At 45.6% G+C, this 15,674-nt stretch carries 12 protein-coding genes; 2 read left to right on the plus strand and 10 right to left on the minus strand.

What is annotated here, in order from left to right:
* Positions 1-9 precede the first annotated feature (9 nt).
* The 4 genes from yfkAB to BN6628_RS19015 form a co-directional block, all read right to left on the minus strand.
* Positions 10-1,146 (minus strand): radical SAM/CxCxxxxC motif protein YfkAB, encoded by a 1,137-nt coding sequence (yfkAB, locus tag BN6628_RS19000; RefSeq protein WP_089153566.1) that lies wholly within the window; start codon positions 1,144-1,146, stop codon positions 10-12.
* Positions 1,147-1,288: 142 nt separating this feature from the next.
* Positions 1,289-2,392 (minus strand): HD-GYP domain-containing protein, encoded by a 1,104-nt coding sequence (locus tag BN6628_RS19005; RefSeq protein WP_068619935.1) that lies wholly within the window; start codon positions 2,390-2,392, stop codon positions 1,289-1,291.
* A gap of 98 nt (positions 2,393-2,490) precedes the next feature.
* Positions 2,491-3,318, minus strand: coding sequence for an undecaprenyl-diphosphate phosphatase (locus BN6628_RS19010; protein ID WP_068619936.1), 828 nt, complete (start codon positions 3,316-3,318; stop codon positions 2,491-2,493).
* Positions 3,319-3,371: 53 nt separating this feature from the next.
* Positions 3,372-4,805, minus strand: a complete 1,434-nt coding sequence (locus tag BN6628_RS19015; protein ID WP_068619937.1) for a bifunctional metallophosphatase/5'-nucleotidase — start codon at positions 4,803-4,805, stop codon at positions 3,372-3,374.
* A 102-nt stretch (positions 4,806-4,907) separates the two neighbouring features.
* On the opposite strand from BN6628_RS19015, the gene moaD reads away from it, so the two are divergent.
* The gene (gene moaD, locus BN6628_RS19020) at positions 4,908-5,639 is read left to right on the plus strand and encodes a molybdopterin converting factor subunit 1 (protein ID WP_068619938.1); all 732 of its coding nucleotides are present in this window, start codon (positions 4,908-4,910) and stop codon (positions 5,637-5,639) included.
* Between the two features lie 99 nt (positions 5,640-5,738).
* Positions 5,739-6,773, plus strand: coding sequence for an HD-GYP domain-containing protein (locus BN6628_RS19025; protein WP_068619939.1), 1,035 nt, complete (start codon positions 5,739-5,741; stop codon positions 6,771-6,773).
* Positions 6,774-6,893: 120 nt separating this feature from the next.
* Here BN6628_RS19025 and BN6628_RS19030 read toward each other — a convergent pair whose 3' ends face one another.
* The 6 genes from BN6628_RS19030 to sufB all read right to left on the minus strand — a co-directional run bounded on the left by BN6628_RS19030 (position 6,894) and on the right by sufB (position 15,633).
* Positions 6,894-8,498: a response regulator gene (locus tag BN6628_RS19030; protein ID WP_235847741.1), complete on the minus strand. Its 1,605-nt coding sequence runs from the start codon at positions 8,496-8,498 to the stop codon at positions 6,894-6,896.
* A gap of 137 nt (positions 8,499-8,635) precedes the next feature.
* Complete coding sequence (locus tag BN6628_RS19035) at positions 8,636-9,466, minus strand: carbohydrate ABC transporter permease (RefSeq protein WP_068619941.1); 831 nt, start codon at positions 9,464-9,466, stop codon at positions 8,636-8,638.
* A gap of 21 nt (positions 9,467-9,487) precedes the next feature.
* The gene (locus BN6628_RS19040; protein ID WP_082926980.1) at positions 9,488-10,414 is read right to left on the minus strand and encodes a carbohydrate ABC transporter permease; all 927 of its coding nucleotides are present in this window, start codon (positions 10,412-10,414) and stop codon (positions 9,488-9,490) included.
* A gap of 127 nt (positions 10,415-10,541) precedes the next feature.
* Complete coding sequence (locus BN6628_RS19045) at positions 10,542-11,855, minus strand: ABC transporter substrate-binding protein (RefSeq protein ID WP_068619942.1); 1,314 nt, start codon at positions 11,853-11,855, stop codon at positions 10,542-10,544.
* 163 nt (positions 11,856-12,018) lie between these two features.
* On the minus strand, positions 12,019-13,851 hold the full coding sequence (locus tag BN6628_RS19050) for a cache domain-containing sensor histidine kinase (protein WP_068619943.1): 1,833 nt from the start codon (positions 13,849-13,851) through the stop codon (positions 12,019-12,021).
* Positions 13,852-14,235: 384 nt separating this feature from the next.
* Complete coding sequence (gene sufB, locus BN6628_RS19055; RefSeq protein ID WP_068619944.1) at positions 14,236-15,633, minus strand: Fe-S cluster assembly protein SufB; 1,398 nt, start codon at positions 15,631-15,633, stop codon at positions 14,236-14,238.
* Positions 15,634-15,674: the final 41 nt, after the last annotated feature.

Below are 15,674 nucleotides of genomic sequence, written 5' to 3' on the forward strand. Positions count from 1 at the left end.
GCCTCGTTTCTATAATGTAATCGCTGTGCGCGATTTGAAATCTGTGTCTTGGTAATACATATCTTTCACAAGCAGGTTCGGTCCACAGCATCCCGCAGCATCACAATGACAATTGACTGTCTGGTTGAGCGGATGGGTATGAAGCCATTTGTTAAAGATTTGATCCAGACTTTCACCTTCCACATTACCGAACGAAGGAATGGCTGCGAAATCCGTAACGTACACATCTCCCGTGAACATGTTCACATTGACACGATTTCTTCCATCGGGATCATTCCGGACCGTCACATTCGGCTCATTTCTTAAGCGCCGGATCAGCTGCAACTCCTGCTCATCCCCGCTGCATGCGAAGAAAGGCAGTGTCCCGAAGAGCATCCACGTGTTAGGATCACGCACATCAAGCAGGGATTCAATTCCGTTTCGCATATCCTGCAGAGACAGAACAGGCAGTCCTTCCGCAAAATCAGCCGCATACATCGGGTGCACCTCATGACGCTTGCAGCCCATATCAAGAATCAGGCGATGAATCTCAGGCAGCTTCTTGTGGGTACGGTAGTTAATCATAGTCTCGGCAGAGATAAACATCCCAGCTTCACTAAGCCTGATCGAATTCTCAATCATGGTATGATACATCCGGTCGGCCACTTCCCGTTTCACAGGATGTCCGCTGCGGGCAAACCCGACTTCGTAGAAGTCATCACTGCTTGTGTAGTTGAACGAGATATGCATCACGTCCAAGTAAGGAAGCAGCTTCTCGTAACGCTCGTAGTCCAGAGTCAGGTTAGAGTTGATTTGAGACCGGACTCCCCGCTCTTTCGCATACCGCAGCAGCGGAATAATCTTCTCCTCAACAGTCTGTTTTCTAAAGGTCGGCTCCCCTCCGGTAATACTGATTGTCTGAAGGTGCTCAACTTCATCCAGCCTCTTCAGCATCAGCGCGAGTGGGATCTGCTCAGGCTCTCTCATCACCAGACTGTCACCAACCGCACAATGCTCACAGCGCATATTACACAGATTGGTTACGGTCATTTCCACACTCGTCAGCACATGGCGGCCGTATTTACGGAGCGATACTATCGGATCCCATGGATCATTATTCGGATGAATCGCATTTAAATTGCTTTGTGAAAAATTAGTTATACTCATGATTTACACACCTTATTTCTTTTATTAACCTAATTCTCATTTTTCTTAATCTCCATCTTATCACGATCTGTCAAAATGCGCACAGCGGACACAGCACAAAACCCGTCCACTAAGGGACGGGCGGAACAGGTCTAGTATACGGCTATACATGAGCTATTTCAGGCTCGGTGCCTTCAACATATGTAATGACCACGGACAGTTTAACCGCCAAGTTCACTTCATACGGGGCTTTAAGCTCCTCTCCCTCTGGTCCCATAAACACCCGGATAACAGGACGCTGAGGGATGTCAGGATTGATTCGGACTACAACTCCGCGTTCTCCTGTACTTAGCCCTACGGTTATTCCAATTGGATAGATCGCCACAGAGTCCCTGAAGATCTCGAGCTTCGACTTCTCATACAAAGTGTCACAGCCAGCATACAGAATTTCTGTCGCCTGATGAGGCAGCAGAGCTGACCGGTATATCCGGTGTGTGGTCATGGCGTCATAAGAATCGGCAATGGCAAGCCACCGTGCATATTCATGGATTTCGCTTCCTTGAATGCCCCGTGGATATCCACTGCCATTGAGCCTTTCATGATGCTGAAGGGCACAGTGCGCTGCAACCAGCGGGACACCTGGCTCGTCCTTGAGCATTTGGAAGCCGATTTCCGTATGCTGCTTAATCAAGTCAAATTCATGATCCGTAAGCCTATCAGGCTTAAGCAGCACCGATGGCGGGATTTTGGTCTTCCCGATATCATGCAGAAGTGCCCCGAGTCCAAGCACGGAAAGGGCATCGTTACTATAGCCATGAACCTTACCGAGCAGCAGCGTATAGACACACACATTCAGAGAGTGACGGTATAAATAATGGTCCGTACTGTTAATATTCATCATCATAATCATGACATCTTCCCGGGAGCTGAGGTCCGATAGAATGGATTCCACCACCTTAAGAAAAGTCTTACCAAGGTAGGGATATACTCTTCCTCTCAGAGCCGGCTCGGTAACTTTACGAAAGTTTGTCCGGATCTCCTGCATGGCTCTTCGGCGTGTTTCTTCGGATATCATTTCCGGGATTACAATGTCATCTGTGAGACGATCAGCAATATAGACCTGGTTAAGACCAAGTTCCTTCAGTCTGCGAATCAACCCTTTAGTCAGTTCGGCATTTTCCGAGAGCAGAATAAGGCCTTCATCATTATATATTTTTTTGGCCAGCTTCATTCCCGGCTGGAGCGAGTTAATAGATATTAGCCGCAAGTGGGTTCACTCCGTATCCTAAAACAATTTCACGAACTGCCGGTATATGCGTGCTGACTCCCCGGATTAGAAGAGAATAGCCTCTACATTCGCAGTACTTAGCGCATAATAAAGATCCAGAACACAGCTGCAAGCACAAAACGGTAGTATGCAAAATGTCTAAGTTTGATTTTTTGAAGCAGCTTAAGGAAAGCCACTACGACGACATAGGCCACAACGAAAGATACGATGAATCCAAGAACGAAATACCCAAGAGTGCTTCCCGTAATATATTTGTAGGAATCCAGCAGTTCATAACCGGAAGCCGCACACATCATTGGAATTGCGATAAGGAATGAGAAATCTGCAGCAGCTCTGTAGCTGGCTCCACTCAGCATCCCCCCGGCAATCGTCGAACCGGAGCGTGAGAATCCAGGCCACAAAATCGAGATGCACTGATAGACTCCAATCAGAAGCGCCTGCCCGTAAGAAAGATCATCCAATTCTTTGGCTGAGACACGGGCCTTGTTGTTCCCGAACCATTCCGCAAAGATCATAAAGATACCACCAACTACCAACGCCCACAGCACTGTGCTGGTACTGAACAAATCCTTAATTTGATGACGGAATAAGAATCCTACCGCAAGACCTGGCAGACAGCCGAGAATCACATGAACCAGGTTCAGTCTCCGGGCCGGAATTTGCGAGCTGAATATCAGCTTTTCCTTCTTCAACCCGAACAGCCTTAAGATACGCTCACGATATACAATCGCAATGGCGAGAATTGCGCCGAGCTGGATAATAATTTCGAATGTCTTCATTTCCGGAGACTGATCGTTGTAGCCCATCAGCTTGGACGTAAGGATCATATGGCCTGTTGAGGAGACCGGAATGAATTCGGTAAGCCCCTCAACAATACCCAAAATAATTGCCACGATTAAACTCATACATTCCTCCTAGATTATATCGGGTGATGTGAGGTATTTTTTTACTTTCCACCCTAGATTGTTAACCATCTTGTCAAAAAGCTGCTCTCTACGGCCCCCGGCTCCTGTAGCTCCATCCGCAGCAGATCACGGATAAACTCGGGCAGCATGTACACCTTGTCCGTCCCCTGCATCAGCCGCTGATATCCGATGCCAAACGTGAACATATCAAGTGTGCCTACCGAGTATATCTGGTCGGGCTCAAGCGGAACGCCTGCGAGATTAGCCTGGACGATTCTATGATAAGGCTTAGCTAGCGGATTATACAACACCTCGAGCCCGTCTACACACAGATTTCCAAGAACTTTCCCTCTGAAACCGTAACCATAAATAACTTTCTCCGTCATTTCCGGCAGAAGAGACTGCTCCAGGCTGTACAGAATATGTTCCCCTCTCAGGCGGATCCGGCAGGGGTTAATCGGTGAGGGGCAGCGGGCATGGAGCATGCCGGCGCTGATCTCGCCCTCAGGCAGCCCATCCAGGAGCTGGCCGGAGTTGACAATCGACAACTCGGCACCCGTAAAACGTCTTACCGCTTGGGCAAGCAGATTGCCAAAAGGGGATTCATGATTATAATCCACCTTTAATTCACTTGCCGTAATAGCCACAGTCTGTTTTAGACGATCCTGAGCATGCCTGCGGTGGATGGTTATAGCCTCTCCCACCTCAGCATTCTCCGGGCCGTTCTCAACCGGGAGACACCGCCCGCTCTCCACAGACACCCTGCCGCTCACCGGATCCCTGACGAGCTGGACAAGCCCCAGATAATGGCCGAATTTCTCTGCGGCCGACAGGTAAGCATCGCCAATCCGCAGCGGTTCTTCTAATAAATGATGGGTATGACCTCCAAGGATGAGGCCGATTCCTTCCGTGGTCTGGGCTATTTCTTTATCGGTATGAATCCCTAAATGTGATAACAGCACAATAAAATCTGTCTTGTCCTTTAACAGATTAACCTGGTCGGCTATTTCCGGGGCCGCATCCAGGACATCCCAGCCCAGCAGTCCATAAAATTCGGTGTAAGGGGCAGTGGCTCCAATCACACCGATCCGGAAGTTCCCTTTATGTAGGATTAGATGCTTCTTCATCCATACTGGTGCTTCCCCGGAGCTCCGTTCGCGCACATTGCAGCAAACAACCGGGCATAGCAGCCCAGAATAGGCTTCTTCAAGCAAATCAGGGGTAAAAGTAAGGCCTTCATTGTTCCCAATGGTTACGGCATCATAGCCCGTCAAATTAAGCACATCCACATTAGCTTGTCCCATGGACCCTTCCGTTTCCACAGCCATCCGGTCCATATGATCCCCGATATCAAACAACAGAAACTCGCCTTCCCGTGTGCGCTCCTCTTCTATCATGGAGGAAATCCGGGCCATAACGCCAAAATGGCTGTGCAAATCGTTCGTATGAAGTATAGTAAGCCTGTTCTGATCCAATTCCGGCGGCATGAACACTCCTCCTTAGTCGTTTGGATATTTCCCCAGATACCTTAGTGCTCCCTACCTATGATATATTAAAAGAGTCCAGAAAGCATACTGAGGTGAGAAATTATGCAGTTAACAATAAAATTATTCGCGGGGCTTGCCGACCGTATGGGCTCATCCATAATTCAGGTTGAGCTTCCCGGTGACTCCGTGACCGCGGGGGAGCTGAAGCAGCAGCTGTCTGAAGCTTATCCCGCAGCCGATTCCTTGATTGCTGTATCTTTTGTAGCGGTAAATCAAGAATATGCAGGCTTAGACCATTCCATTACAGCATCGGATGAAGTCGCCTTGATACCTCCCGTCTCCGGCGGTGAATCCGTTACGGGTCCGGATCATGAGGTCCGCCAATCTGAGGACGGTCTGTATGTTATAAGTTCACTTCCCCTCTCCGTGGAAGAGGTAACCGCCAAGGTCATTCATGCCAATCACGGGGCTACGCTGTCTTTTGTGGGAACCACACGGGAAATGACTGGGGAACAGCGTACTGTTCACCTTGAATATGAAGCCTACGTGCCCATGGCCTTATCCGGGCTTCAGAATATAGGCCGGGAAATTCAGTTCAAATGGCCTGGCACCCTTACCGCCATCAGCCATCGGATCGGACGGGTGGACATAGCCGAGACCAGTGTTATTATTGCCGTCTCCTCTCCACACCGGGATGCCTGTTACGAAGCCAGCCGATACGCGATCGAAAGGCTGAAGCAGATCGTCCCGATTTGGAAGAAGGAAATATGGGAAGATGGGTCTGAATGGAAAGGTCATCAACAAGGACCATGGAATCCCAGAGCCCCTCTGTAGACCCTGAAACGGCGTGTCTTTCAGCCTATCAAAATCATTGTCAGCCCAAATATTTCCTGATATATTAATAGCAAACAGGGTCGAATGAGGGGGAAATTTATGAGACGACACGTGATGGAGCTGGCTCCAGGTGATCGGTTAGAAAATGATATCTTTAATAATAATGGGGTTTTTGTTCTAAAGAAAGGGACTGTGCTCAACAATGAATCCATCGTGAAACTTGTTCAGCATAGTATCGATTACGTAGATGTCGATTTGAGCTCCGAAACAGAAGCTTCCCCTGTAACCTCGATTCAAAAGATGGAGCTTCAATTCAATGATGCCATCGATGCTTTCGAAAGCATCTTTCTTGAATCTCTGGCTACCGGGAAATTCGACCAGAATGACGTCGACGACTTACTTATGCCTCTGATGGAGCAGCTCACATCACAAAAGGATGTTATATCCCTTCTCCTTCTGCTGGACAACAAGGATAACTATACTTACAACCACTCCATGCAGGTAGGCATGCTGTCATATTATATCGCCCTGTGGATGGGATATCCTCATGATGAGGCTTACAAAGCCGGCAAAGCAGGCTTTCTGCATGACATCGGCAAAAGCATGGTTCCTCCCGAAATTCTTAACAAACCAGGCAAGCTGACGGAAGAAGAGTTCGAGGAAATCAAGCGCCATACCACTTACGGTTATGAAATTATTCGTAATTCCACAACGGATGAGATCTCCGCTCTGGTTGCCCTCCAGCATCATGAACGCGAAGATGGAAGCGGTTATCCGCAGGGCCTAACCAGCTCAGAGATTCATCCGTTTGCCAAGATTACCGCCATTGCTGATGTATACAGCGCCATGACCTCTAACCGGGTCTATCAGAACAAGCAGGAGCTTATAACCGTTCTCCACGAACTGTATAGACTCAGCTTCGGCAAGTTCAGCCCCGAACCTACTCAAGCCTTCATCCGCCACATGCTGCCGAACTTTATCGGCAAGCGCGTACGTCTGACGTCCGGGGAGCTGGGCTCTATCGTTATGACCAATCCATCCGATTTCTTCCGTCCACTTGTGAAAACGGATACCCGCTTCGCTGACCTGTCCCGGGAACCGAACATCGACATCCAGGAAGTGTTTGTGGAGTAGGGAATTTATACTAACAACTTCAAAATGAAACTGCTCATTCTTCCTTTTGCCTTTAACCAACAACCCCAGCACCGAACCGGCACTGGGGTTGTTGGTTAAAGGCCTTTCTACACTTGCATCTCAACTCCATTTTTTTTTGTGCATGTGATTATTCCTTCGGTATTCGTCCGGCGTCACACCAAACCGACTCTTGAACACTCTATAGAAATACTTGTCATCCTTAAAGCCGATTTTAGTAGCAACTTCATAGACCTTCATACTGCTGTTCTGCAACAGTTCGATCCCTTTCTTTATCCGCAAGTCAGTCAAATATTTACTGAATGTCATCCCCAAGTGATTTTTAAATAACAGACTCAAATAATTGGGGCTAAAAAACAAATGATTCGCTACCCGCTCAAGTGATAAATCCTCCATATAATGCATCTGCAGATAATGGACACACGTTTCAATAACAGATTCGTGCTTTCTGGAACGGCTCTTGTGGATAATATCCATAAACTTGAGCAGCATCTCCAGAAAGCGGCTTTTACATTCCGCATAATCACTGCTGGCAGACAGCCACATCTCGGCCTCATGCAGGATATCTTTATAGTTCTGATCAGACACAAAGTCTTTGATAACACCAGCTACGCCAGATATCATTCGTGTTACAGCTTTCTTCCATTGATCGGGATAAGGCAATCCGTTTTCTACTATACGTGCAAACCACTCATCGGTAAGTTTAACAATCTGCTCACTCTTTATTGTACGGATGGATTCCTTAAACAGCTCTTCTTCTTTCAAATAATCATAATGAAGGGTACGAATAAGGGCACTTATGTCTGAATAGTTGATCACATCCTGGGTATGCAAAAAATAGCGAAAAGAAGCCGCTGTCAGCGCTTCTTTACAAGAATACCTCGCTTCATGAACCAGGTTGCATCGTTCCTCTCCAATTCCGATCGTTAAAGAAACTGCAAATTTCTCAAATATCTGTTCTGAGAACTTTCTAAGAAGTCTCGCCAGCTTCTCGCTTTCCTCGATATAAGGCCGAACCATGGTCAGTACCGTGATCAACAGACTCTTATCCTCACCTGAGAAGAAGGAGACAGAGGGGCCGATAGAATTGCTCAGTTCCTGCATATCACTTAGCATAACGCCCTTCATTCGATCCACATTGTTCAGAGATTCCATCAGAGGAGTATCGTCTCGCAGCTTGGCTGCGATCACGAGCCCCCTGCTCTCTAGAGCGAATTGCTGACGAATTTCTGCGTATTTAAACTCGGCTATTTCTCCCGACATCCAGTCGGAGAGAAGACGTTCATAATAGACGGAAAGTGTCCGGTTTAACTGCTGCTTAATTTGTTCATTTTCAAGCAAAGTCATCTTTTCTTTTCGAAAATTAGTTTCCACCTTATCTAGGATTTGAAATATACTTTCCTCTTTCACAGGCTTTAGCAGATAATCAAATACGCCTAATCGGAGCGCCTTTTGGGCATATTCAAAATAACGGTAGCCACTAAGTATAATCACTTTGATGTCATGAGAAGACGCATTCATCTTTTCTATCATTTCTAGGCCGCTTAGTGTAGGCATCTTAATATCAGTGAACACAATATCGATGTCATCACTTTGGATGACCCCTAATGCTTCTTGACCATTTTTGACTTCCAGCACCTTACAGTTTGGCCTAGCTTCCCTGATTATTTTCGCGAGTACTCTTCGCTGTATAGCCTCATCATCCACTACCAATATGTTTTGCATGCAAGCCCCCTTACATTGTGTCCAAATGTTTCAGCAGAGTATGATAAGCGAGATCTGGTTAACTATAAGCCTACCACAGATTCGCCTATATGAATGCCCGGAACAATAACCGTGTAAGATTACCCTTTGATCCCGGTGCTGGTGATGCCCTGCACATAGTACTTTTGCAACAGCAGAAAAATCACAACGATCGGCAAGGTGGTAAAAGTAAGGGTCGCCATAATTTGCCCATAGAATATAGGTGGGAGTGTAAAGAACGTTTGGATGCCGAGCTGAACATTTCTCAAGGATTCTCCTGTAGTTACCAGTATAGGCCACATGAAATCCCCCCAATGGGAGATAAAGTCCAGAATGAATACAGTCGTAAACACCGGTCCCGAGAGGGGAACGACTATTTTGAGAAACGTCTTCATGGGAGATGAACCGTCAATCGCAGCCGATTCCAGAAGCTCGTTCGGAATATCCATAAAAAACTGACGGAACATGAATATGCTGAAGCAGTTCGCAATAAATGGAACAATGAGTGCCAGCCAAGTGTTCACCCAGCTCAAGCTATTAACAACCAGATAGAGCGGCATCACGATACTCTCAAATGGCACAATCATCAGTGCAATAATAGCCGTAAGAACTACACCTTTTCCTTTAAAATTGAGCTTGGCCAGCGCATATCCACAGATAGAGTTAACCCCTAAGCCGCTTATGCCGATAACCGCAACGTAGAACAAGCTGTTAAATAAATATTTCAACATGGGGATCCGGTCAAAAGCCTTAATATAGTTATCAAATGTTATATTCGTAGGGAGTAAAGACTTAATGGAGCCTAGATCCGCGAAAATTTGAGATTCGGGTTTAAGTGAGGATACGACCATCCATAGCAGTGGGATAATAAAGAGCACCGACATGATAATATTGGACCCATAGATGAAAATTTTAATCCTGCGATCAGCCATAAGCTTAACCCCTTCCAAATATTATCTATCTCTAAAAAACCTCTTCATGAAAAAGGAAATTAAAACTACAATCATAAAGAAAATAACAGATACGGCGGATGCATAACCTGCGTTCCTGAATTGGAACCCTTGCTGGTATATAAGCAGGGCCAGTGTTCTTGTAGAATTCTCCGGCCCGCCATTTGTCATCACATAAGGTTGTGTGAACAGCTTCACCGCTTGAATCGTGGTAATTGTCAGTACGAATACGATAACATTGTACAAACTTGGAATCGTAATAAATTTGAGCTGTTGGAACTTATTTGCACCGTCCATGGCTGAGGCTTCATATAAATCTTTCGGTATACTCTGAAGACCTGCTAGAAAAATCATCATTTGATAGCCTGCGGCTTGCCATACGGACATGAAGATGATGGAGTTCATCGCTTGATCCGCGCTACGCAAAAAGGGCTGCTTCGGTATGCCAAGCATATTTAAAGCTGAATTGATTAGTCCTTCATTAGGGTTGTACAGAGAAATCCACAAAATAGCGATGACAGTCATAGATGTAATGACAGGGCTAAAGTAAGCAATCCTAAATACATTTCTCAGCTTAAGCTGATTATTGACTAGGAGTGCCAACATTAGTGCCACCGCCGATTGGACAGGAACAACAACGACTGTGAAATACAGCGTGTTATACAAAGATTTATAAAAGAGCTTATCCTTAAACAGGAGCACATAATTGTCCAGGCCAGTAAATTTAATCTGATCAGGCCGCAGCAAATTAAATTTGGTGAATCCGAACACCACCGCCAACAAAAATGGCAGCAGCAAGAACAACATCAGCAGGAGCACGGCTGGAAGAATGAATGAATATCCCGTAATAGACTCTCTTCGCTTCTGAAGCCCGATTGATGTCACATTTGACTTTGTGCCTGTGTGGACTTGTGTACTAACATTAGGCATGGATCAATAATCCCCCCTATATAAGAATCCTAATCGAAAGTCCATCTTCTAAATGATCGTGGGAGCGACATCAGGTGCTCATATCAGTTATGTTCTGATGTCGCTTCCCATTTTCATTTGAATAGCTTTAGTTGCTAAAATTCCGTTGATATTCATCATCGTAAGCTGAAGCTACATTATCCAAGGATTCCTTCACATCAGCCCCCATCATGATATCCGTCAATGCTTCGGCGAACTTTTGCGTCAGCACTGGGTAGGCTGGAGTTACAGGTCTTGCATGGGACACTGTCGTCACTTGTTCTTTAATCACACGCAAAGGAAGCTCGTTATACTCCGGCAGGCTGTCATAGGCCGACTTTCTGCTTGCAGGCATGCTGATCGCTTTGGCTAACTGAGCGGAACTGTCCTTGTTCGTCATCCACTTCACCACTTCCGCTGCTTCCTTCGGATGCTTGCTGTCCGTTGATACTCCAATAGCCCAACTGCCCGATGGAGAGGTTACGATACCGTCAGCTTTCCTAGGAAAGTAAGTTATGCCCCATTCTAGGTCCGGATAATTCTTGAAGCCTGGAATGTTCCAAGGGCCGCCCAGCTTTGTCGCAGCTTTACCTTCTTCGAACTCGGTCGGTTTCGGATCAATATTAAACAATTTTTCTTTTGCCAGCTTCTGCAGGAAGCTCGCAGCTTCAAGTCCCTTGTCACTGTTAACCCATCCCTGAGCCTTTGTGCCTTCTTTATTTACGATGTCCGTTCCCGCTGAAATCCACATCTGCTCGAAGGCGTATGTCATCCACTCACCTTTATCATTGATCATGTTTGTACCGAACACATCGTTATGTGCCGTCTTCTTCATCACGTCATACCATTGATCCCAAGTCCAGGCATCCTTAATATTCGTTGGAGGTTCAATGCCGTACTGCTTCATAATCTTCTTGTTATAGAATAAGACAACAGAAGACTCGGCCAGACCGGCCGCATAAAATTTGCCTTTATAGGTCCCTTGCTGAATGATAGAAGGAACGAAGTCATTCAGATCATCCTTGGTGTAATATTCATCGAGCGGGATGATAATATTGGATGCTGCATAATTCGCAACATTCGGACCGTCCATGGATACCACGTCGGGTAGCGTATGAGAGGCTACAGCAGCATTTATTTTGTCTTCATATGCAAATGAGTTTCCTCGTGTAATCGGCTCCATCTTCAACTTAATTTTCCCTTGGTAGGCCTTATTGAACTCATCAACTCTTCTCACGTAGAAGTCATCTTCTGGTCCGCTTGCTTGCGGTCTCCAGTAGGAAATCTCCACTTCCTTTTGGACAGCCTGGCCCTTGTCTCCCGCAGATCCATCATTTGCTTGTCCACCAGAGGAACATCCGGCAAGTAGGGATAAAGTGAGTACACCAGTAACAGCTAGTAGCCCTCTTTTTCTTTTTTTCATTGTATACCCTCCATTGAACATATATTGTTTGCGCTTTCATCATAGCGTGATACTCTTGCTGATCCTACTCTAAAAAACGTAAGAAGGTGGACTCTAATACTGAAAATCCATACATTTTGATTTTCATCAAAAAAACCACCGTCATAACGGTGGCATGTCCACTTTACCCTAACACCCGGGTAGATGGCAGCGGTAACGTAATTGTTATCATTGTGCCTTTATGTCTTTGGGATTCAATTTCAACACCGTACTGGGAACCATAGATGAGCTTTACCCGCTTGTTCACATTGGCAATACCAATGGATTTACTCATACTGACCGGGTCGTCTATTGTCGCTAGCACGCGTCTGAGCATGTCCGGGTCCATGCCTATTCCGTTATCTTCAATGGTAAATACCCTCGTGTGATCTTCGATCCGCCCGCTTACCCTGATCCAGCAGTCCGTCTCCCTATCTTCAAACGCATGAATCAGCGCATTCTCCATGAATGGCTGCAAGAAAAATTTGGGCACAGAATAACGGTATAACTCGGGATCAATATGATATTCGACATTAAATTTATCTTCAAACCGCTGCCGCATAATATAAACGTAATTTTGTAAATATTTCACATCTTCTCCAAAAGACACTTCGCCTGATTTTTTAGCTGTATATTCCAGCATTTCTGATAGCTCTACGAGCATGTTGCTGATTACCATCTGCTTATTCTCGATAGCCAAATAATTGATAATATTGAGTGTATTATAAAGAAAATGCGGATTGAATTGAAAATTAAGCGCCTTTAGTTCTGCCTCCATCTCCTTTAAGTGAGTCTCATAATTTTCCTCGATCAATATTTGGATCTTATCATTCATCTGATTGAATTTATGGATGATTAGATTGACTTCGCTAGTGCCGTAAGTTTCTATCCTCGTATTAAAATTCCCTACCCCAATCTGCTTAATTCCCCACATCAACTTCTTAAGAGGCAATGTAATTTTGCTTGAAATAATAGAGGCAACAAAAACAGATAAAACAAGGACCAATACAGTGGAATAGAGAGTAAAGCTGATCATATTGGGCATCGTCTTCAATAGATTGTTGTAGGGGATGAACATCGTGGACAACCAGCCCGTCGTAGGGATCACATCAAAGCAGACGACCATCTTCTTCCCGTCAACCTCTATAACCTCAGTACCGCTTTTCTTCGAGATAGCACTGTTGATCCACTCACGGCTTACGGGCTTGGAACCTAAGTGATTTGAAGTTGATACAACCTCGTTGTCTTTTGTCAAAACATAATAATAAGCATCCTTAACAACAAGGCTCATTTTAAAAGCCCGGCTTATCATAGATTCTTGGAAGTTAACGAGCAGAATCGGCCTTTCAGCATCTTTATTCATGGGTCTGAGCAAATTATTCGAGACAAGCGATAAGTTAACCAGTCTGGTAGCCGTAAATACGTACTTGTCTTTAGTGCTAGACACCTCAGAAGTGGCATAAAATTTCTCTAGTAAATTATAGGTAGGGATCCACAATGTGCGATCTCTTGCATTCATACCAATCTGGTAGACATCGGATGCAGAGAAATCTTTTTTCGGGATCCAGAAATTTGGGTTTCCTCCAAAGGTGTAGTCCTTCGTTGCCAAATTGACCGAGTATACGTCCTCGGAGGTAGGAAAATACTTCTGTAGAACACGAGTTATTCTTCTGTCATTATCGTAATTGAAATATTTCTTTTGCAAATTGGTTGTATTAAAAAATTCGTATAAATCTTCATCCAAATGCATATTAATTGCGCTCTGCTCTACTCCTGCAAACTTCGCATCCAGAGACTGATTGCTGCTTCTCACTAACCCTAAATACGTTCCGCTTGCATTCTTCAATACAACTTCCGAACTCTTCACATAATAACCAACGCCCATTACAGTGATGGAGACGACAATAAGTGCAATGTATGATGCCGTTAGTCGTACTCTCAAACTTAGATTCGCATACAGAACTCTAGCTGATTTCAATTCCCGCACTCCCTGTCTCGCTCCATCTTCTTATCTTGGACTATAGTCAAAAAAATTGTATCACGCAATAGAATCTTGCCATTTGTTATGGACTTCCAGCGTTCATTTCCTCAAGCATGGTAATTCCGTACACAGGTTTCTCTCCATGTATAATTTCTTCAACATCTGGCCTCTTCTCATCCTCTCCGATTCAGATACGGTCCAGTGGCTATAAAAAAAATACGTGTCCGAGCGACTTAGGCACGCAAGCGTGAAGTCACAACGGACACGTATCTACATGTTGTTACTAACGAATGTTAGGATAATACGGCTTCATTATTATGAACAGTTCGTATAATAAGTCAAACCGCTAAATCCGCACCCTCAATCCCTGTAATATAAGCCTTAACCAATACTGCCTTCCATCTCAAACTTGATAAGACGGTTCATCTCTACCGCATACTCCATCGGAAGCTCCTTCGTAAACGGCTCGATGAAGCCCATAACAATCATCTGTGTAGCTTCCGCTTCGCTTAATCCGCGGCTCATCAGATAGAACAGCTGCTCTTCAGAGACCTTGGAGACGGTCGCCTCATGCTCAAGCACAATGTTGTCGTTCATAATCTCGTTGTATGGAATAGTATCTGAAGTGGATTCGTTATCCAGAATCAGCGTATCACATTTCACGTTCGCTTTGGCACCTTCAGCTTGACGTCCGAAGGATGCAAGGCCACGGTAAGTTACTTTACCGCCGTGCTTACTGATCGACTTGGATACGATCGTTGAAGTCGTATCTGGTGCCAGGTGAATCATTTTCGCTCCGGCATCCTGATGCTGGCCTTTACCTGCAACCGCGATAGAGAGCACGCTGCCTTTAGCTCCACGGCCCTTCAACACCACCGCAGGGTATTTCATAGTCAGCTTGGAACCGATGTTACCATCCACCCATTCCATCGTTGCATTCTCTTCAGCAACGGCACGTTTGGTTACCAGGTTGTAGATGTTCGGTGCCCAGTTCTGGATTGTAGTGTAACGAACGCGGGCGTTCTTCTTACAGATGATCTCAACTACAGCACTATGCAGCGAGTTTGTGCTGTAAATTGGAGCTGTACAGCCTTCAACATAGTGGACGAAGCTGTCTTCATCCGCAATGATCAGCGTACGCTCGAACTGACCCATGTTCTCCGAGTTGATACGGAAGTAAGCCTGCAGAGGCACTTCACATTTCACACCTTTAGGAACATAGATGAAGCTTCCCCCGGACCATACCGCACTGTTCAGTGCCGCAAATTTGTTGTCCGCAGGAGGAATCACAGTACCGAAGTACTCACGAAAAATTTCCGGATGCTCACGCAGAGCTGTATCAGTATCTGTGAAAATAACCCCTTGATCCTCAAGGTTCTTCTGCATGCTGTGATAAACAACCTCAGACTCGTACTGGGCAGATACCCCGGCAAGGAACTTTTGCTCCGCTTCCGGAATTCCGAGCTTGTCGAAAGTCTCTTTAATTTCGGAAGGAACCTCTTCCCAAGTCTTCCCCTGCTTCTCCGAAGGACGAACATAGTACTGGATATCGTTGAAATCCAGATCGTCCAATTCCCCGCCCCAACGCGGCAAAGGCATTTTCTCAAATTGGGCAAGTGATTTCAGACGGAAATCAAGCATCCACTCCGGCTCATTCTTAATGCGGGAAATTTCAGTGACGATCTCACGGGTCAGTCCTTTACCAGACTGGAAAACCGCTTTGTGCTCATCACGGAAGCCATATTTATACTCTTCCAAATCTGGCGCTTTTTTAGCCATGGTTAATACCTCCTAAGTTCTCTAGTAATGCTGGGTGAAGC

Source organism: Paenibacillus tuaregi (assembly GCF_900086655.1).
GTDB lineage: Bacteria > Bacillota > Bacilli > Paenibacillales > Paenibacillaceae > Fontibacillus > Fontibacillus tuaregi.

Coding starts and splice junctions, on each gene's coding strand:
- BN6628_RS19045 (WP_068619942.1), bottom strand. CDS start 11,855: ATGAAAAAAAGAAAAAGAGGGCTACTAGCTGTTACTGGTGTACTCACT.
- BN6628_RS19015 (WP_068619937.1), bottom strand. CDS start 4,805: ATGCCGCCGGAATTGGATCAGAACAGGCTTACTATACTTCATACGAAC.
- BN6628_RS19010 (WP_068619936.1), bottom strand. CDS start 3,318: ATGAGTTTAATCGTGGCAATTATTTTGGGTATTGTTGAGGGGCTTACC.
- sufB (WP_068619944.1), bottom strand. CDS start 15,633: ATGGCTAAAAAAGCGCCAGATTTGGAAGAGTATAAATATGGCTTCCGT.
- moaD (WP_068619938.1), top strand. CDS start 4,908: ATGCAGTTAACAATAAAATTATTCGCGGGGCTTGCCGACCGTATGGGC.
- BN6628_RS19035 (WP_068619941.1), bottom strand. CDS start 9,466: ATGGCTGATCGCAGGATTAAAATTTTCATCTATGGGTCCAATATTATC.
- BN6628_RS19025 (WP_068619939.1), top strand. CDS start 5,739: ATGAGACGACACGTGATGGAGCTGGCTCCAGGTGATCGGTTAGAAAAT.
- BN6628_RS19040 (WP_082926980.1), bottom strand. CDS start 10,414: ATGCCTAATGTTAGTACACAAGTCCACACAGGCACAAAGTCAAATGTG.
- yfkAB (WP_089153566.1), bottom strand. CDS start 1,146: ATGAGTATAACTAATTTTTCACAAAGCAATTTAAATGCGATTCATCCG.